Source organism: Aureimonas phyllosphaerae, from assembly GCF_047943035.1.
Taxonomy (GTDB): Bacteria; Pseudomonadota; Alphaproteobacteria; order Rhizobiales; family Rhizobiaceae; genus Aureimonas; species Aureimonas phyllosphaerae.
This window is the reverse complement of sequence record NZ_CP181348.1, coordinates 4,324,648-4,340,788: the sequence shown is the minus strand read 5'-3', so window position 1 is coordinate 4,340,788 and position 16,141 is coordinate 4,324,648. Positions and strand designations below refer to the sequence as shown.

The 16,141-nt window shown below is 69.0% G+C and carries 15 protein-coding genes, 1 other RNA gene and 1 pseudogene; 7 read left to right on the top strand and 10 right to left on the bottom strand.

Features of this window, described 5'->3' with window-relative positions:
• Positions 1-8: 8 nt before the first annotated feature.
• The 3 genes from ACLNGM_RS20835 to ACLNGM_RS20825 all read right to left on the bottom strand — a co-directional run bounded on the left by ACLNGM_RS20835 (position 9) and on the right by ACLNGM_RS20825 (position 5,074).
• Positions 9-1,889 carry an extracellular solute-binding protein gene (locus ACLNGM_RS20835; RefSeq protein ID WP_416356418.1) on the bottom strand — a complete coding sequence of 627 codons (1,881 nt, stop codon included), beginning with the start codon at positions 1,887-1,889 and terminating at the stop codon, positions 9-11.
• 10 nt (positions 1,890-1,899) lie between these two features.
• Positions 1,900-3,891: an extracellular solute-binding protein gene (locus tag ACLNGM_RS20830; protein WP_416356417.1), complete on the bottom strand. Its 1,992-nt coding sequence runs from the start codon at positions 3,889-3,891 to the stop codon at positions 1,900-1,902.
• A gap of 205 nt (positions 3,892-4,096) precedes the next feature.
• Positions 4,097-5,074 (bottom strand): c-type cytochrome, encoded by a 978-nt coding sequence (locus ACLNGM_RS20825; RefSeq protein WP_416356416.1) that lies wholly within the window; start codon positions 5,072-5,074, stop codon positions 4,097-4,099.
• A gap of 212 nt (positions 5,075-5,286) precedes the next feature.
• On the opposite strand from ACLNGM_RS20825, the pseudogene ACLNGM_RS20820 reads away from it, so the two are divergent.
• Positions 5,287-5,949, top strand: a pseudogene (locus ACLNGM_RS20820) (3-deoxy-manno-octulosonate cytidylyltransferase); the annotation flags it as partial.
• A gap of 21 nt (positions 5,950-5,970) precedes the next feature.
• Positions 5,971-6,885 (top strand): prephenate dehydratase, encoded by a 915-nt coding sequence (locus ACLNGM_RS20815; protein WP_416358510.1) that lies wholly within the window; start codon positions 5,971-5,973, stop codon positions 6,883-6,885.
• A 64-nt stretch (positions 6,886-6,949) separates the two neighbouring features.
• Here ACLNGM_RS20815 and ACLNGM_RS20810 read toward each other — a convergent pair whose 3' ends face one another.
• The 3 genes from ACLNGM_RS20810 to ACLNGM_RS20800 form a co-directional block, all read right to left on the bottom strand.
• Positions 6,950-7,096 carry a DUF1127 domain-containing protein gene (locus ACLNGM_RS20810; protein ID WP_082505848.1) on the bottom strand — a complete coding sequence of 49 codons (147 nt, stop codon included), beginning with the start codon at positions 7,094-7,096 and terminating at the stop codon, positions 6,950-6,952.
• Between the two features lie 143 nt (positions 7,097-7,239).
• Positions 7,240-8,160 carry an NAD(+) diphosphatase gene (nudC, locus tag ACLNGM_RS20805; protein ID WP_416356415.1) on the bottom strand — a complete coding sequence of 307 codons (921 nt, stop codon included), beginning with the start codon at positions 8,158-8,160 and terminating at the stop codon, positions 7,240-7,242.
• Positions 8,160-8,579, bottom strand: coding sequence for an HIT domain-containing protein (locus tag ACLNGM_RS20800; RefSeq protein WP_416356414.1), 420 nt, complete (start codon positions 8,577-8,579; stop codon positions 8,160-8,162). Before ACLNGM_RS20800 ends, nudC begins: the two co-directional genes overlap by 1 nt.
• Before the next feature lie 30 nt (positions 8,580-8,609).
• On the opposite strand from ACLNGM_RS20800, the gene ffs reads away from it, so the two are divergent.
• The 5 genes from ffs (at position 8,610) to ACLNGM_RS20775 (ending at position 13,169) form a co-directional block, all read left to right on the top strand.
• Positions 8,610-8,706, top strand: an RNA gene (gene ffs, locus ACLNGM_RS20795) — signal recognition particle sRNA small type.
• A gap of 208 nt (positions 8,707-8,914) precedes the next feature.
• Entirely contained in the window at positions 8,915-10,846 is a 1,932-nt protein-coding gene (locus ACLNGM_RS20790) for a DNA polymerase III subunit gamma/tau (RefSeq protein WP_416356413.1), read from the top strand.
• A 25-nt stretch (positions 10,847-10,871) separates the two neighbouring features.
• Positions 10,872-11,195 carry a YbaB/EbfC family nucleoid-associated protein gene (locus tag ACLNGM_RS20785; protein ID WP_090961625.1) on the top strand — a complete coding sequence of 108 codons (324 nt, stop codon included), beginning with the start codon at positions 10,872-10,874 and terminating at the stop codon, positions 11,193-11,195.
• A gap of 67 nt (positions 11,196-11,262) precedes the next feature.
• On the top strand, positions 11,263-11,868 hold the full coding sequence (gene recR / locus ACLNGM_RS20780; protein WP_055892726.1) for a recombination mediator RecR: 606 nt from the start codon (positions 11,263-11,265) through the stop codon (positions 11,866-11,868).
• Between the two features lie 77 nt (positions 11,869-11,945).
• Complete coding sequence (locus tag ACLNGM_RS20775) at positions 11,946-13,169, top strand: lytic murein transglycosylase (RefSeq protein ID WP_416356412.1); 1,224 nt, start codon at positions 11,946-11,948, stop codon at positions 13,167-13,169.
• Positions 13,170-13,230: 61 nt separating this feature from the next.
• Here ACLNGM_RS20775 and ppa read toward each other — a convergent pair whose 3' ends face one another.
• From ppa to ACLNGM_RS20755, 4 genes are all read right to left on the bottom strand, one after another.
• A complete protein-coding gene (gene ppa / locus ACLNGM_RS20770) occupies positions 13,231-13,806 on the bottom strand; it encodes an inorganic diphosphatase (protein ID WP_055893033.1) in 576 nt (191 codons plus the stop codon).
• A 104-nt stretch (positions 13,807-13,910) separates the two neighbouring features.
• Positions 13,911-14,417: a GNAT family N-acetyltransferase gene (locus tag ACLNGM_RS20765; RefSeq protein WP_416356411.1), complete on the bottom strand. Its 507-nt coding sequence runs from the start codon at positions 14,415-14,417 to the stop codon at positions 13,911-13,913.
• A gap of 157 nt (positions 14,418-14,574) precedes the next feature.
• Positions 14,575-14,958, bottom strand: coding sequence for a PH domain-containing protein (locus ACLNGM_RS20760; protein WP_090961615.1), 384 nt, complete (start codon positions 14,956-14,958; stop codon positions 14,575-14,577).
• Complete coding sequence (locus ACLNGM_RS20755) at positions 14,958-15,989, bottom strand: zinc-binding alcohol dehydrogenase family protein (RefSeq protein WP_416356410.1); 1,032 nt, start codon at positions 15,987-15,989, stop codon at positions 14,958-14,960. The genes ACLNGM_RS20760 and ACLNGM_RS20755 overlap by 1 nt, the downstream gene beginning before the upstream one ends.
• Positions 15,990-16,141 lie beyond the last annotated feature (152 nt).

Sequence of the window (16,141 nt, the reverse complement as noted above, 5' to 3'; positions counted from 1 at the left end):
GGGCGCGGTCAGGCCCGCCCGGCCGCCTTGGCCTTGGATTCGTCGTACCACCAGAGCTGTTCTACCGGGAAGCCGTAATCGGGCTTGGTGGCCGGCATGCCGAACATGTCCCACCAGGCGACGTTGTGGCCTCGGGCGTGAAGGTTGGGGATCCAGTCGAGCCGCCAGCGCAGCACGCGGTCGAGCGCGCGCATCAGGACGGTCAACTCGTCGCGCGTCTTCGCCTCGCCGATGCGATCGAGAAGCGCGTCCACCGCCGGGCTCGCCATGCCGGGATAGTTGTAGGACCCCGGCCGGTCGCGGGACGTGGAGCCGAAGAAGCTCGTCAGGCTCTCGCGCGTCGGGGTGCCGTTGAGGCCGAAGCGGCAGAGGATCATGTCGAAGTCGAAGCGGCTGAGGCGGTCCTGGTACTGGGCGGCATCGACGACGCGCATCGAGGCGTCGACGCCCAATAGCTTCATGTTCTCGACCATCTTGCCGTAGACGCGGCCCTGCTCGGGGTCGTTCAGGAGGTATTCGAGCCGGAACGGCTGGCCGGCGGCGTCGACGAGCGCCGAGCCCCGGCGCGTCCAGCCGGCAGCGGCGAAGAGCTCGGAGGCTTCGCGCAGGATGCGCCGGTCGCGCCCCGACGCATCGGTGACGGGTTGCGTCCAGACCTCGCCGAAGACCTCCGGCGGCAGGTCGGCGCGCAGCGGCTCCAGCACGGCGAGCTCTTCAGGAGAGGGCGCGCCGGTCGCGACATAGTCCGACAGTTCGAACGGGGACTGCGAGTGCAGCCGCAGGCCGAACAGGAGATTGGCGTTGGTCCACTCGAAGTCGAAGCACAGGTTGATCGCGCGGCGCACCCGCGCGTCGGAAAACTGCGCGCGGCGCTGGTTCAGCGCCCAGCACTGGAAGTTCGGCCACTTCTCTTCCGGGAACGTGTCGCGCTTCACCCGGCCGTCCTGGATGGCGGGGAAGTTGTACTCGCTCGCCCAGGCTCTCGTCGTGAACTCCTCGCGATAGGTGACGTCGCCCTTCTTGAAGGCCTCGAGCGAGGCCTGCCGATCGCGGAAGCACTCGACGCGGATCGTCTGGAAATGGCCGAGCCCCTTGGCGAACGGCATATCGCGGCCCCAGTAGTCCGCGCGCTTCTCGTATTCGATGTAGCGGCCGGCGGCATAGCGCCCGACGCCCCAGGCACCCGAGCCGGGGATCACGTCGAAGCCGCCCTGACCGAACGGGCGGTTCTGGAAGAACGCGGCGGGGACGATCGGCATCGAGAAGGTGGCGAGCGCGGTCGGCACGGTCTGGCGCCCGGAAAAGACGATCCGCACCGTGCGCTCGTCCTCGGCCACGACCTCTCGCACCTCCAGAAGCTGGATCGCGAGGCTCGGATGGCCCTCCCGCTTCAGCGTCTCGTAGGAGAACACGACGTCGGCCGCGGTGACCGGCGCGCCGGTCGAAAAGCGGGCTTCGGGACGCAGCCGGAAGGTGAAGCGGTTGCCGTCGGGCGAGATCGACACGCTTTCAGCGAGGAGGCCGTAGAGGCTGTCGGGCTCGTCGAGCGTCGAGAGCATCAGGCCCTCGTAGAGCATTTCCATGCGCGGCGGAGCGTTGCCCTGCAGGACGAGCGTGTTGAACGTGTCGAACGTGTCGGGCGACTGGTTGAAGTACCAGGATGGCACGGTGAAGGTGAACCGCCCGCCCACCGGCGCGTCCGGTGTCGCATAGTCAAACTGCGTGTAGCCGGCCGGGTATTTCAGGTCGCCGAACGCCGAAAGACCGTAGAGCGGTGTGTCGGCCGGGTTGTCGGCGAAGGACAGGCGGGGCAGGGCGGCGCTGGCCGCCGCGCCGAGCGCCAGCTTGCCGAAATGTCGGCGGCTGATGCGGATGAAGCTTTCGGTCACGCGCGGCGCCTCACGGCCGCTGCGGCAGAATGGCAGGGGCCGTGGCCGGGTCGGGCGCGCCCGCGGCCGCCTGGTCCTCCGGCGTGTTCACGGCGACCTCGCCCTTCACCCACCACGAGAACGGATCGATGCCTGCATAGGCCGGGCGCGTCGCGGGCATGCCGAACTTGTCCCACCAGGCCAGCCAGATCGACGGGTTGTGGTACTGCGGCACGACGTAGAAGTTCCAGAGCAGCACCCGGTCGAGCGCATGGGTCGCGGCGACGAGGCTGTTGCGGTCGGGCGCGTAGATGATCTTCTCGATGATCGCGTCCACCGCCGGGTTGCGGATGCCGGCCGCGTTGCGGCTGCCCGGCTGGTTCGCCGCCGCGCTCGACCAGAAGTCGCGCTGCTCGTTGCCCGGCGAGAGCGACTGCGCCATCACGTCGGTGACGATGTCGTACTCGAAGTTGTTGGTCAGCGCCTGATACTGCGAGGCGTCGACGATGCGCGTCGAGGTCTCGATGCCCAGGCGCTTCAGCTGGTTGGCGAACGGGTCGATGACGCGGCTCGACGAGGGGTCGGCCGCCAGGAACTCGATCCGGAACGGCTCGCCCTTGGCATTCACCAGCTGCGAGCCCTGTCGCTTCCAGCCGGCCTGCGTCAGGAGCTCGAAGGCCTGCCGGAGATACGTGCGCTCGGCGGCCGGGTCCGAATAGTCCGGCAGGGTGAAGGGCGTCGTGAAGACCTCGGGCGGGACCTCGCCGCGCAGCGGCTCAAGGATCTTCAGCTCCGCCTCGCTCGGCAGGCCCGACGAGGCGAGCTCGGTGCCCTGGAAGTAGCTCGTGGTGCGCTTGTACTGGCCGTAGAACAGCGACCGGTTCATCTCCTCGAAATTGTAGGCGAGCGTCAGGGCCTGGCGCGTGCGCGGGTCGGCGAACTTGTCGCGCCGCGTGTTCATCACGAAGCCCTGCATCGGCTCGCCGGTCTCGGACGGGAAGGCCTCCTTCTTCACCCGGCCGTCGCGAAAGGCGGGAAAGTCGTAGCCCTGCGCCCAGCGACCGGCGCTGTTCTCGGAGCGGTAGTCGGCAAAGCCCCCGCGCTTGAAGGCTTCCCAGCCCGCGCTCTGGTCGCGGAAGTAGGTGTAGCGGATCTCGTCGTAGTTATAGCGCCCGACGCGCGGACCCTTGGATGCGGCCCAGTAGTCCGGCACCCGCTCCCAGGTGATGGTTGAGCCCGGCTGGTAGGCCTTCACACGGTAGGGGCCGGACCCGACCGGGATCTCCAGCGTCGGATTGTCGATGTCGCGCTTGGCGCCCTGCGCGTCCGTGCCCTCCCAGAAATGCTTGGGCAGCACCACGAGATCGCCCATGATGTTGGGCAGTTCGCGGTTTCCCGTCTGGTTGAAGCGGAAGGTCACCTCGCGCTCGCCGGTGACCTCGGCGCCCGTCACGTTGTGATAGTAGTTGGCATAGAGGGGCGACAGCCGCGTCACGGTCTGGAAGGTCCAGACGACGTCCTCGGCGGTGATCGGCTGGCCGTCGTGGAACTTGGCTGCCGGGTCGAGGCGGAAGGTCACGGACGAGAAGTCGGCGGGATAGCGCATCGCCTCGGCGATCAGCCCGTGGCTGACGCCCGGCTCGTCCAGTGCCTGATCCATCAGGGTATCGTAGGCGATGCCGCCGCCGAATGCGGCAAAGCCCGCAGCTGGCGTGCCGCGCACGGGGAACGGATTGAAGCTGTCGAACGTGCCCGCCGCCTGCAGATTGAGGCGGCCGCCCTTCGGGGCATCCGGGTTCACGAAATCATAGTGCCGGAAGTCGTTGCCGTATTTCGAGGGCCGGATCAGCGACGACCAGGTGCGCCATTCCCCTGCTTCCATCCCGGCCGGTGCCGCCGCGCCAGCGGGAGCGGCTGGGGCGGTTTGGTCCTGCGCCGCTGCGAACGGAATGCCGACGGCCAGGAGAGCGGTCAGGGTCAGGGCGGACAGGGCGCGCGAGACTGGCGGCAAATCGATCTCCATCTGGCAGGGCCGGCGCGGCGCGTGCACCGGATGCCCGGACCCCGCCCGAGCTTTGTGGCCTTCCTCGGGCAAAAGGCCGTGGTGACGAAAGTGTAAGCTTCGCCTCGCCCCTGTCCAGAGATGCGGCCGCGTTCGCAGGGCCCGGAACGACGAAAGCCGGACCTTGCGGCCCGGCTTTCACGAAGGGTTGCGGTCTCGGACGGCCTTACTGGGCCGGTGCCGGCGCTGGAGCCGCGTTGTTCGCCGGAGCGGCCGGGGCGGGAGCGGCCGGAGCCGGAGCCGGAGCTGCGGGCTCGGCCGGAGCGGGTGCAGCCGGCGCCGTGGCGGGAGGGGTGGAAGGCGCCGGGTTCTCCTGCGGAGCCTGCGTGCCGGGCTGCGAGGGCGCGGCCTGTCCGGGCTCGGTCGGCGGCACGGGCGCGCCGGCGGGGCGGTTCTCGGCGTTGGTACCGGTGGCCGGAACCGTGCCGGAAGCCGGCGCGGTCGGCGCGCCGCCGGTGGTCTGGTCGGTCGTGCCGGCGCCCTGGGGCTGCGTCACCGCGTCGTTCGGCAGGGCGTTGGCGTTGGTCGTGGCGTTCGGGGCGGTCTCGGCCGGAGCCGCCGCCGCTTCGCCGCCGGCCGGCGCGCCGGCGTCCGGTGCGGGCGGTGCGGGCGGGTTGTCCGACAGGGTGCCGAGATAGGCGAGGAGGTCGGCGCGCTCCTGATCCTTCGCGATGCCGGCAAAGCCCATCGCCGTGCCCTTGATGTACTGCTTGGGCCCATGCAGGAAGTGGTTGAGGTGATCCCAGTCCCAGACCACCGTCTTGCCCTGCGAGAACTCGGTCATCGCGGCCGAGTAGCTGAAGCCCTCGTGCGAGGCGATCGGGCGGTTCACAATGTCCCACAGATCGGGACCGACCTTGTTGGGTCCGCCCTTCTCACCGGAATGGCACGCCTGGCAGCGCTTGAAGATCGCGGCGCCCGCCTCGGCATTGGCGTTCTGCATCAGCTGGCCGACCGGCGTCACCTCGTTGGCTGCGGGCGCGGCACCCCCGCCGGCGGGAGCATCGGGCACGGCGATCGCGAAGCCGGGCTGCTCGGGCGCCTCGGCATGGAAGATGCCTTCGGCCAGAAGGCTGCCGCCGAACAGAACGAACACGGTGCCGAGGAGGGCACCGAAGATCTTGTTGGCCTCGAACGAATTCATGATAAAGGGCGGCTCCCTCTGCAGCCGGCGCAAGGGGCCGACGACACGCGCTTTCGACGTTCCACGGACACGGAGCGCGACCCGCCGGTTCCCGGCAGCCTGGCTCAAGCCCGTCAATTGGAAGCGTTCTGACATTCCGATCGGAATCGATCAAGCGCCCTCCTGTCACAGCTTCGCCTAAATTTCCTGCGGCCGCACCAGAGTTCCGACCCATGTCCACCCTAATCCTGATCCCGTCCCGGCTGGCCTCGACCCGGCTTCCCATGAAGCCCCTGGCCGACATCGGCGGACGTCCGATGATCGTGCGCGTGGCCGAGCGGGCCCGTGATGCCGGGATCGGTCGCGTCGTGGTGGCGTGCGACGACGCCGCGATTCGCGATGCGGTCACGGCTGCGGGGTTCGAGGCGGTGATGACGGGCTCGCACCACCAGTCCGGGTCCGACCGCATCTTCGAGGCGCTGGAAGCCCTCGATCCCGCCGGCGAGGTGGAGACGATCATCAACCTGCAAGGCGATCTGCCGACGATCGAGCCGGAGACGATCCGGGCCGTGCTGCGGCCCTTCGCCGATCCCGCCTGCGAGATCGCGACCGTTGCCGTCGAGATCGAGAACCCCGCCGACCGGGCCGATCCGAGCGTCGTCAAGCTGATCGGCACGCCGCTCGCCGAGAACCGGCTGAACGCGCTCTACTTCACGCGCGCGACCGCCCCGACGGGCGACGGGCCGCTCTATCACCATGTCGGCATCTACGCCTATCGCCGCACGGCGCTCGCGCGTTTCGTGGCGCTGCCGCCGTCGCCGCTGGAGACGCGCGAGAAGCTCGAGCAGCTGCGCGCGCTCGAGGCCGGCATGCGGATCGACGCGGAGATCGTCGAGGCCGTGCCGCTCGGCGTCGACATGCCCCACCAGCTGGAGGAGGCCCGCCGCTTCTTCGAGCCCGTGACGCGCTCGAACTGCATCTCGTTCCAGGGCGAGCCCGGCGCCAACTCCGACACGGCCTGCCGCACGATGTATCCCGGCCTCGAGCCGCTGCCCTGCCCGACCTTCGAGGATGCGCTGGCGGCCGTCACGCGCGGCGAGGCGGACCTTGCGATGATCCCGATCGAGAACACGATCGCCGGGCGCGTCGCCGACATCCATCATCTCCTCCCGGTCTCGGGCCTCCAGATCGTCGGCGAGTTCTTCCTGCCGATCCGCTTCCAGCTGATGGCCAAGCCCGGCACGGGCCTTGCCGACATCCGCGAGGTGCACAGCCACATCCACGCGCTCGGCCAGTGCCGCGGGATCCTCCGGCGCAACGGCTGGAAGCCGATCATCTCCGGCGATACGGCGGGTGCGGCGCGCATCATCTCGCAGATGGCCGAGCGCGACGTCGCAGCGCTGGCGCCCCGGCTGGCCGCCGAGCTCTACGGCCTCGACATCCTCGCCGAGAACGTCGAGGACGCCGAGCACAACACGACGCGTTTCGTGGTCCTGTCGCGGCCCGGCCGCGGCGAGGAGCTCTGGGCGCCGCGGTCCGGCGAGATGGTGGTCACCACCTTCGTCTTCGAGGTCCGAAACCTGCCGGCCGCGCTCTACAAGGCGCTCGGCGGCTTCGCCACCAACGGCATCAACATGACCAAGCTCGAAAGCTATCAGCTCGAGGGCAAGTTCGTGGCGACGCAGTTCTTCGCCGATATCGAGGGGCATCCGAGCGACCCCGGCGTCGCCCGTGCGCTCGACGAGTTGCGCTTCTTCTCCAAGCGCGTCTCGATCATGGGCGTCTATCCCGCCTCGCCCGACCGACCGACGCATCCCGGCGCCGCGGAGTAGGCTGCCAATGAAAAAAGGCCTCGCGAGAGCGGGGCCTTTTTCATGTCCGGTGCGGTGTCTCGGTTCAGCGACCGATGCGAACCATGCGCTCGATGTCGCCGCGCATCACGCCGATGTCGCTCAGCATGCGGTCGTCCATGCTGTTGAGTTCGATGACGGTGCGGCGGTGCGAGCGGAAGGACTGAAAGCGTTTGGCGATGGAGTTAAGCATGGGAGCCTCGGAGAACAACAGAATTCGTTGACCCCGATATACGCCTCGCAGGTGCCTAAAAGGAGAGCAGGTTTAGCACGCCTGTTGTGCAACGCGTGCATAACTCAGCCAATTTGTCGTTCATGAAATTTTAATGCCTCGGTTCAGGGCAGCTCTCTGCCGCTTGCGAAGGCAGCCAGAAGATGGTGGGCGATCGCAAAACGGGCAGGCGCGACGAGGCCGTCGGGATGCCGGTGCTCCAGCATCGCCTGAACCTCGGTCCGGTCGAACCAGCGGCAGGCCTCGAGCTCGGCCGCATCGAAGGTGATCGGCGCCTGAGGAGCCTCCGCCATGCAGCCGATCATCAGCGAGCCGGGGAACGGCCAGGGCTGCGAGGAGTGGTAGCGCACCGCGCCGACCACGAGGCCGGCTTCCTCCAGCGTCTCGCGGCGCACGGCATCCTCCAGCGTCTCGCCGGCCTCGATGAAACCGGCAAGGCACGACCACATGCCCGGCGCGAAATGCGGCTGGCGACCGAGCACGCAGCGCCCCTCGCCGTCGTGCACGAGCATGATCGAGACGGGATCGGTGCGGGGGAACACGACATGCCCGCAGCCCGTGCAGCGGCGGCGGAAACCGGCGGCCTCGGACACGGTCGGGGTGCCGCACCGGCCGCAGAAGCGGGCGGAGGCATGCCAGTTCAGAAGATGGGCGCCCTGCGCGAGTTCGCCCTCCATGTCGGGGCGCAGAAGCTCGCGCATGGCGAGCGTGCGCAGGTCCCACAGGGCGATCCCCTCCGGCGGCTCGGGCGCATCGATGCCGGCCGCCAGCCTCGGCACGCCGGCTTCGTCGTGGCCGAGAAGGATCTCGATCGGCGAGGACGCGAGAAGCGCCTGCGCCTCCGCGACGCCGAAGACTGGATTGGGGGCGTCGCCGCCGCGGCACAGCCACTGACCCTTGGAGGCCAGATAGACGCGCGCCTGCGGGTGGTCGAGCGCCTCCTCGAGCGAGGCGTCGGTGCGCAACTCGCCGTCGCGGCGCAGCGCGTTGGCGGCAAACCCGAGGCGGATGGGGGCGTCGGACATCAGCGGAGGCCTTGCTTGACGGAGCGGATCAGCGCCTCGTCGGCGCCGGAGCCATAGGGGAGGGCGCTCTCGAAGCCCCAGACCGGCCTTGGCCAGTTGGGATCGCCGGACGAGCGCGCGACGACATGCAGATGGAACTGCCGCACCACGTTGCCGAGGGCGCCGATGTTGATTTTCTCCGGGCGCGTCGCGGCATCGAGCGCCCTGGCCACCGCGTTCGCCTCGTCGAGGAGCTGCCGGCGGTCGGCGTCGTCCAGATCGAAGAGCTCCACAAGACCGGCGCGCTGCGGCACGAGGATCAGCCAGGGCCAGCGCGCGTCGCGCATCAGGAGGAGCCGGCACAGCGCGAGATCGCAGACCGGTGTCGTGTCCGCTTCCAGGCGGGGATCGAGCACGAAGGCGGACGGTTCGGCTTGCATTTCGATGCGTTCTCCACGATATGGACTGCGGGAGGTTGGTGGTGGACGAGCCGCTCGCCAACCGGGTCAGGTCCGGAAGGAAGCAGCCCCAACGAATCCGGCACGGGTCATCGTGCCAGCCTCCCACCCTTTCGTCCCGTCTCCGGTGCTTGATAGCGATTCGCCTGTCATAGGCGATGCGCCGCCCGGCTGCGAGGTCTCCAAGCCTTCGCCTAAGCGCTGCGACATCGACTCTCCGGGGCTCCCCGCCGATTGCATTCAGCGAAAAGCCGCGTAGGGTCGCGCCGGCGCGCCCGGTGGCCCGGATCTCCGCGCCCCGCATTCGAATGGAGCCGATGGCCGAGGACCCCCATCCCCAGACCGCCGCGACGCCCTACCGGGTCCTCGCGCGCAAGTATCGTCCCCGTTCCTTCGACGACCTGATCGGCCAGGAGCCGATGGTGCGCACGCTGACCAACGCCTTCGAGGCCGGCCGCATCGCGCAGGCCTGGATGCTGACGGGGGTGCGCGGCGTCGGCAAGACGACGACCGCCCGCATCCTGGCGCGCGCCCTGAACTACGAGACCGACACGATCCACCAGCCGACGATCCACATGATCGAGCCCGGCATCCACGATCAGGCGATCATGGAAGGGCGGCATGTCGACGTTGTCGAAATGGACGCCGCCTCGCACACCGGCATCGACGACATCCGCGAGATCATCGCGCAGGTGCGCTACCGGCCGGTCTCGGCGCGCTACAAGGTCTACATCATCGACGAGGTCCACATGTTGTCGACGCAGGCCTTCAACGGCCTGCTGAAGACGCTGGAGGAACCGCCCGAGCACGTGAAATTCGTGTTTGCGACCACCGAAATCCGGAAGGTCCCGATCACGGTCCTGTCGCGCTGCCAGCGCTTCGACCTGCGCCGCGTCGATCCCTCGACCATGATCGCACATCTGCGCCGCGTGCTCGGTGCCGAGCATGTCGAGGCCGACGACGACGCGCTGCGCCTCCTCGCTCGCGCCTCCGAGGGCTCGGTGCGCGACGCGCTGTCACTGACCGACCAGGCGATCGCCCATGGTGCGGGCCATGTCGACGCAGGGACGGTGCGCGACATGCTGGGGCTCGCCGACCGAGCCCGCATCGTCACCCTGTTCGAGCTCCTGATGCGCGGCGACGGGGCGGCGGCGCTGCGCGAGTTCGCCGGGCAGTACGACTTCGGCGCCGATCCGCTTGTGGTGCTGACGGACCTCGCCGACTTCACCCACCTCGTGACCTCCCTGCGCTTCGTGCCGGAGACGGCGGGCGACGCGTCGCTCTCGCCGGTCGAGGTCGAGCGCGGGCGCGAGTTCGCCGAGCGCCTGTCGGTGAAGACGCTGTCGGAGGTCTGGCAGATGCTCCTGAAGGCGATCGAGGAGACCCGCGCGGCCGCCTCGCCGCGGCAGGCCGCCGAGATGGCGCTGATCCGCATCGCCTACGCCGCGACGATGCCCTCGCCGGAGGACCTCGCGCGTCTTCTGGCCGGAGCGGGCGGGCTCCCCTCGGCGCCGCCGCCGAACGGATCGGCGATGTCCTCGCGCGGCGATGCGCCGTCCGGCGCTGCGCCTTCGCCGCCGCCGGTCATGGCGTCCGCCGTTCCGGCCGCCGGCGTCCCGCAGATGCGCTCCTCCGGCCCGTCGCTCGCCGCCCGCATGGTGGCATCCTCACCGCAGCCGATGGCCCCGACCGCCGCACCCGCGCCGACGATCGAGGCGGACGCGATGCCGGCGTCCTTGCGCGATCTCGAGAAGCTCGCGGGCGAGCGTCGCGATTCGCGCATGAAGGCCTGGATCCGCCGCTACCTCCGCCTCGTGCGCATGGAGCCCGGCCGCATCGAGATCGAACTGGCCGGCGGCGCGCCGGTCACGCTGTCGGGCGAACTCACCAAGAAGCTCTTCGACTGGACCGGGCTGCGCTGGGTGGTCACGGTCGCCGGCAAGGGCGGCGGGCAGACGCTGGAGGAGGTCGATGCCGCGCGCCGGGCGCAGCTGATCGCCGAGGCCGAGGCCGATCCCGAGGTCGCCGCGATCCTCGCCGCGCTGCCGGGCGCCAAGGTCCGCGAGGTGCGCCTTCGCGGCGAGCCCGAGCCCGAGGCGGCGGACGACGACGGCCCGCCGCTCGCCGAGGACGACGGCCTGCCGGAGCGCATCGACATCGACCCGTCCGACCTTGGCTTTGGCGGCGAGGATGACGACATGGAGGAGGGCGTCGCCTTCGATGCCGACGCCGAACCCGACGACGATTGATCGCAACAGCTGAAGGACCGCGCGCGTGAAAGACATCATGGGCATGATGAAGCAGGCCAAGGCCATGCAGGAGAAGATGCAGGGGCTGCAGGCCGAGATCGCCGAGACGACGGCGAGCGGCCAGGCCGGCGGCGGCGTCGTGTCCGTCACGCTGAAGGGCACGGGCGAGCTTGTCGCCGTCGAGCTCGATCCTTCGCTCCTGAAGGCCGACGAGAAGGACATTCTGGAAGACCTCCTCGTCGCTGCCCATGCCGATGCCAAGCGCAAGCTCGACGCCGTGATCCAGGACAAGACGCAGGCCCTCACCGCCGGCCTGCCGCTGCCTCCCGGCATGAAGCTGCCGTTCTAGACCTTCCTGCCGTTCCGAAAGGCCGGGCGCCCTGCGCCCGGTCCCGCTTGCCCCGAGGCCGCCTTCCATGTCCAAGACCATCGCCGGCCCCGAGATCGAGCGGCTGATCCAGCTCCTGTCGAAGCTGCCGGGGCTGGGGCCCCGCTCGGCCCGGCGCGCGGCGCTCCATCTCGTCAAGCGGCGCGAGCAGATCCTCCGCCCCTTGGGCGACGCAATGGCGGAAGCGGCCGAGAAGGTGCGCATCTGCTCGAACTGCGGCAACATCGACACTCGCGACCCTTGCACGATCTGTTGCGATCCGGCCCGAGACCAGACGACGGTGATCGTGGTCGAGGACGTGTCCGACCTCTGGGCGCTGGAGCGGGCGAAGGCGCTGAACGCCGCCTATCACGTCCTCGGCGGCGTCCTGTCGCCGCTGGAGGGCGTCGGTCCCGACGACCTCACGATCCGCCGCCTCGTCGAGCGCGTGGCGGAAGGGACGATCCGCGAGCTGGTGATCGCCGTGAACGCCACGGTCGAGGGACAGACGACCGCCCATTACATCATCGACCAGCTCGCCGATTTCGACGTGTCGGTGACCCGTCTCGCTCACGGCGTGCCGGTCGGGGGCGAACTCGACTATCTCGACGAGGGCACCCTGTCGGCCGCCATGCGCTCGCGCACGAAGATCTGACCGCTCCCGCCACGAGATCGGCGCAAGGTCGCTCCTATAGCCTTCCGGCAGGACGAGATCTGCCGGGGGTGCGGAAGATGAAGACGATCACGTGGGCGCTGGCGGCGCTCGTGGCCGGCAGCGGCCTGGCGCAGGCGCAGGACGTGCAGGCCGGCTTCCGCGCGTTTCTCCAGAACGACATCTGGCCGGAAGCACGCGCTGCCGGCGTCTCGCGCCAGACCTTCGACGCCGCCTTCGACGGCGTGAAGGCCAACACCAAGCTCCCGGACCTCCAGCTTCCCGGCGACAAGGCCAAGGTCGAGGAGGTGAACCGGCAGGCCGAGTTCCAGAGCCCGACCGCCTATTTCGACGAGGCCAAGATGGCCGCGACCGCCGCCAAGGGCCGCGCGATGCTCCAGCAGTATGCCGGCCCCATCAAGCGGATCGAGGCGCGCTACGGCGTGCCGGGGCCGATCCTCGTCGCCGTGTGGGGGCGTGAGTCGGGCTATGGAGCGGCCAAGATCCCCTACGACGCCTTCGAGGTGCTCGGCACCAAGGCCTATCTCGCGCGTCGCAATGAGATGTTCCGCGCCGAGCTGATCGCGGCCCTCCAGATCGTCGAGGATGGGGATCTCACGCCGCAAGAGATGAAGTCGTCCTGGGCCGGTGCGCTCGGGCAGCCGCAGTTCATGCCGACGAAGTTCCGGAAACTGGCGGTCGACTTCGACGGCGATGGCCGCCGCGACATCTGGAACTCGGTGCCGGACACGCTGGCGTCGATCGCGAACTACCTCCGCCAGTCCGGCTGGCAGCCGGGCCGCGACTGGGGATACGAGGCGAGCGTCCCCGCGTCCGTCTCATGCACGCTGGAGGGGCCGGATCAGGGGCGCCCGATCGCCGATTTCGCCAAGGCCGGCGTGACACGCGCTTCCGGCCGCGCCTTTCCGGCGGGCGAGACGCGCGCCACCGGCCATCTCCTGATGCCTGCCGGCCGTTTCGGGCCGGCGTTCATCGCGACGCCGAACTTCTACGTCATCAAGGAATACAACAACTCCGACCTCTACGCCCTGTTCATCGGCCATCTCGCCGACCGGATGGGCGGCGCGGGTCCGTTTTCTGGCGACTGGCGCAAGGTCTCCGGGCTGACGCGCGGCGACGTCGCCCGGCTTCAGGAAAAGCTTGTCGCGCGCGGCTACGACGTCGGCCGGCCGGACGGGCTGGCGGGCTTCAAGACGCGTCGCTCGATCGGCGCGGTCCAGGAAAAGGCAGGCCAGCCGGCGACCTGCTGGCCGACTAAAGAGCTCGCGGCCAGCATCCGCTGAGGCGCAAACGGAAAAGGGGGCCGCGAGGCCCCCTTTCGTCATCTTGTCGGAGCGCGATGGCTCAGGCGTTTTCCTGGCCGACCGGCGTCGGGTTCTTCTCCGACTCCTTGGCGTTGTCGTAGCGCTCGACCGCCTCACGGATCATCTGCTTGGCCTCGGCTGAGCCGGCCCAGCCGCCGATCTTCACCCACTTGCCGGGCTCCAGATCCTTGTAGTGCTCGAAGAAGTGCTCGATCTGCTTCAGCGTGATCTCCGGCAGGTCGGTGTGCTCGAAGACCTTGGTGTAGCGCTGCGTCAGCTCGGGCGAGGGGACCGCGATCACCTTCTCGTCGAGGCCCTTGTTGTCCTCCATCTTGAGGACGCCGATCGGGCGGCAGTTGATCACGCAGCCGGGGAAGAGCGGGCGGGTCGAGCAGACCAGCACGTCGATCGGGTCGCCGTCGTCCGAGAGCGTGTGCGGCACGAAGCCGTAGTTCCCGGGATAGGTCATCGGCGTGTAGAGGAAGCGGTCGACGAAGAGCGCGCCGGAATCCTTGTCCATCTCGTACTTGATCGGATGGCCCCCGACCGGCACCTCGATGATGACGTTGATGTCCTCGGGCGGGTTCTTGCCGCGAGCGATGGCGTCGATGCGCATGGGGATCTCCGAGTTGAACTCGGCGGTTCCTAGCCAATCGTCGCGCGAGAGGCAATCGAGGTCAGGCGGAACGGTGAACGCCGTGTTCGATCGTTCGCGTCGCTTCACATGAAGCAGTAAGCCACCTTGTGAAGGGCGACGCCCTCGAAGGTCTCCGAACCCGTCGCCACGTCGACGCCCCCGGATGCCTCGTAGAAGCGCACCGCGTTCTCGTTGTCGGCAAGCGACCAGACCGCGACGCCCTTCAGCCCGCGGGCACGCAAGAGCGTGCGGCAGGCGTCGAACAGGCGGCGGCCGAAGCCGACCCCCTGGAACTCGGGCTTGAGGTAGATCTCGTAGATCTCGCCGTCGACGCTCAGGCCTCGGGTGCGGTTGCGCCCGACCGTCGCGTAGCCGACGATCTCGCCGCCATATTCCATGACCAGGATCGTCGCCCGGTTGGCGATCGCCCGCGACCACCAGTCCGGTCCCCGGCGCTCCACCATGGCGGACAGGGCCTTGTGGGGGATCAGCCCCCGATAGGCCGCCGTCCAGGCGGCGGCGTGGACGATCGACAGCGCGCCGGCATCGGCGGCCTCGGCAAGTCGGACATCTGCGGCGATCGTCTTCATATCGCGTTAACTATAAACGCTGCGGGACGATCCATCGAAGGCGACGAAAATGTGGACCGGATGTGTCGATGCCATGCCATGCGGCGGGTCGTAACCCGAGGGGGCGGAGACCCTCAATGCCCGCCGCGCATTTCGACGGCTCCATTCACAGGCGGGATCACCCCCGCCCGAGGACGCCGAGCGCAAGCGCCTTCTGGATGCCGGCAAGGTTGGTGCCGCGCGACAGGTTCTGCAGGAAGGGCTGCGGTTGCCCGGAGACCCAGATGCGCAACTCCGCGTCGGTGTCGAAGGAGCCGGCGGTCTCGACCGAGAACATCGTGATCGCGCGGAAGGGAATGGAATGGTAGGCGCGCTTGCGCCCCGTCATGCCCTGCTTGTCGACGAGGATGATGCGGCGGTCGGTGAAGACCATCTGGTCGCGCAGGATCTGGAAGGCGACCTCGATCGTCTCGTCCGGCAGGAGCACAGGGTCGAGTTCGCGCGCGAGCGCGCCGACGTCGAGGTCGCTGGCAAGGCCGAGAAGTCCGGACAACAGTCCCATCATGAGGCTCCTTCAGGCGTGGCCGGCCAGCCGGCGATGATGGTCTTGCCGAGCGTGCGCCCGGTTTCGACCAGGCGATGCGCCTCGCGCACAGTTTCGGCCGAGATCGGCCGGAGGGTGCGTGTGCGCGTCGTGCGGATGCGCCCGGCGTCGACGAGGCGCGAGACCTCGGCGAGCAGGCGATGCTGCTCGATCATGTCGGCCGTCTGGAACACCGGCCGCGTGAACATGTACTCGAAATGCAGCGAGACGGATTTCGTGCGGATCGGCGCGAGCTCGAGGTCGGCGCTGTCGATCACGCAGAGATGACCGAACGGCCGGATCATAACGCCGATGTCAGCCATGTGGCTCGGGGTCTGGGTGACGCCGAAGACGTAGTCGACCGGCCCGAGGCCGAGCGCCTCGATTTGCGGCGCCATCGGTTGCGCATGGTCGACGACGTGGTGGCAGCCGTGATCGAGCGCAAACGCGCGCGTCTCCTCGCGCGAGGCGGTGCCCACCACCGTCAGGCCGGTCAGCTCGCGCGCGAGCTGCGTGGCGATCGACCCGACGCCGCCCGCCGCGCCGATGACCAGCAGCGTGCCCTTCTCGCTGCGGTCCGGCTGGATGCGGAAGCGATCGAACAGCGTCTCCCAGGCCGTGATCGCCGTCAGCGGCAGGGCGGCGGCATCAGCGAAGTCGAGGCTCGCCGGCTTGCGCGCCACCAGCCGCTCGTCGACCAGCTGGTATTCTTGGTTCGAGCCCGGCCGGTCCACCGCGCCGGCATAGAACACCGCGTCGCCCGGCCGGAACAGCGTGGCGTCCTCGCCCACCGCCTCGACGGTGCCCGCTGCGTCGAATCCGAGGACGCGCGGAATGCGAGCGGGGTCGGCCACCGGGCCGCGCTGCTTCGTATCCACCGGATTGACCGACACCGCCTCGACGCGCACCAGGATGTCGCGCCCGGCGGGCCTCGGGCGGGGCAGGTCGAGGTCGACGAGATGGTCCACCGACTTGTCGGGAGGCGATGCCGCGTATCCCACCGCTCTCATGGATCACCTCCGCCCCGTTGTGCCCGGCTGACCTAAGGCATCGGCCGCCGGCATCAAGATCGCGAGAGACCGGCCTCCGGCGCGCGGCGCCCTATGTCCCTCGTGTTGACGGTGGGGACCGTCTGCCGCACACGCGGCGAGGATACGCAAGC

Excerpts from the sequence above, each read along its gene's own strand:
- ACLNGM_RS20825 (WP_416356416.1), bottom strand. The coding sequence starts at position 5,074 with ATGAATTCGTTCGAGGCCAACAAGATCTTCGGTGCCCTCCTCGGCACC.
- ACLNGM_RS20765 (WP_416356411.1), bottom strand. The coding sequence starts at position 14,417 with ATGAAGACGATCGCCGCAGATGTCCGACTTGCCGAGGCCGCCGATGCC.
- ACLNGM_RS20815 (WP_416358510.1), top strand. The coding sequence starts at position 5,971 with ATGCCCCACCAGCTGGAGGAGGCCCGCCGCTTCTTCGAGCCCGTGACG.
- ACLNGM_RS20775 (WP_416356412.1), top strand. The coding sequence starts at position 11,946 with ATGAAGACGATCACGTGGGCGCTGGCGGCGCTCGTGGCCGGCAGCGGC.
- ACLNGM_RS20760 (WP_090961615.1), bottom strand. The coding sequence starts at position 14,958 with ATGGGACTGTTGTCCGGACTTCTCGGCCTTGCCAGCGACCTCGACGTC.
- ppa (WP_055893033.1), bottom strand. The coding sequence starts at position 13,806 with ATGCGCATCGACGCCATCGCTCGCGGCAAGAACCCGCCCGAGGACATC.
- ACLNGM_RS20800 (WP_416356414.1), bottom strand. The coding sequence starts at position 8,579 with ATGCAAGCCGAACCGTCCGCCTTCGTGCTCGATCCCCGCCTGGAAGCG.
- ACLNGM_RS20830 (WP_416356417.1), bottom strand. The coding sequence starts at position 3,891 with ATGGAGATCGATTTGCCGCCAGTCTCGCGCGCCCTGTCCGCCCTGACC.
- ACLNGM_RS20810 (WP_082505848.1), bottom strand. The coding sequence starts at position 7,096 with ATGCTTAACTCCATCGCCAAACGCTTTCAGTCCTTCCGCTCGCACCGC.
- nudC (WP_416356415.1), bottom strand. The coding sequence starts at position 8,160 with ATGTCCGACGCCCCCATCCGCCTCGGGTTTGCCGCCAACGCGCTGCGC.
- ACLNGM_RS20790 (WP_416356413.1), top strand. The coding sequence starts at position 8,915 with ATGGCCGAGGACCCCCATCCCCAGACCGCCGCGACGCCCTACCGGGTC.
- recR (WP_055892726.1), top strand. The coding sequence starts at position 11,263 with ATGTCCAAGACCATCGCCGGCCCCGAGATCGAGCGGCTGATCCAGCTC.
- ACLNGM_RS20755 (WP_416356410.1), bottom strand. The coding sequence starts at position 15,989 with ATGAGAGCGGTGGGATACGCGGCATCGCCTCCCGACAAGTCGGTGGAC.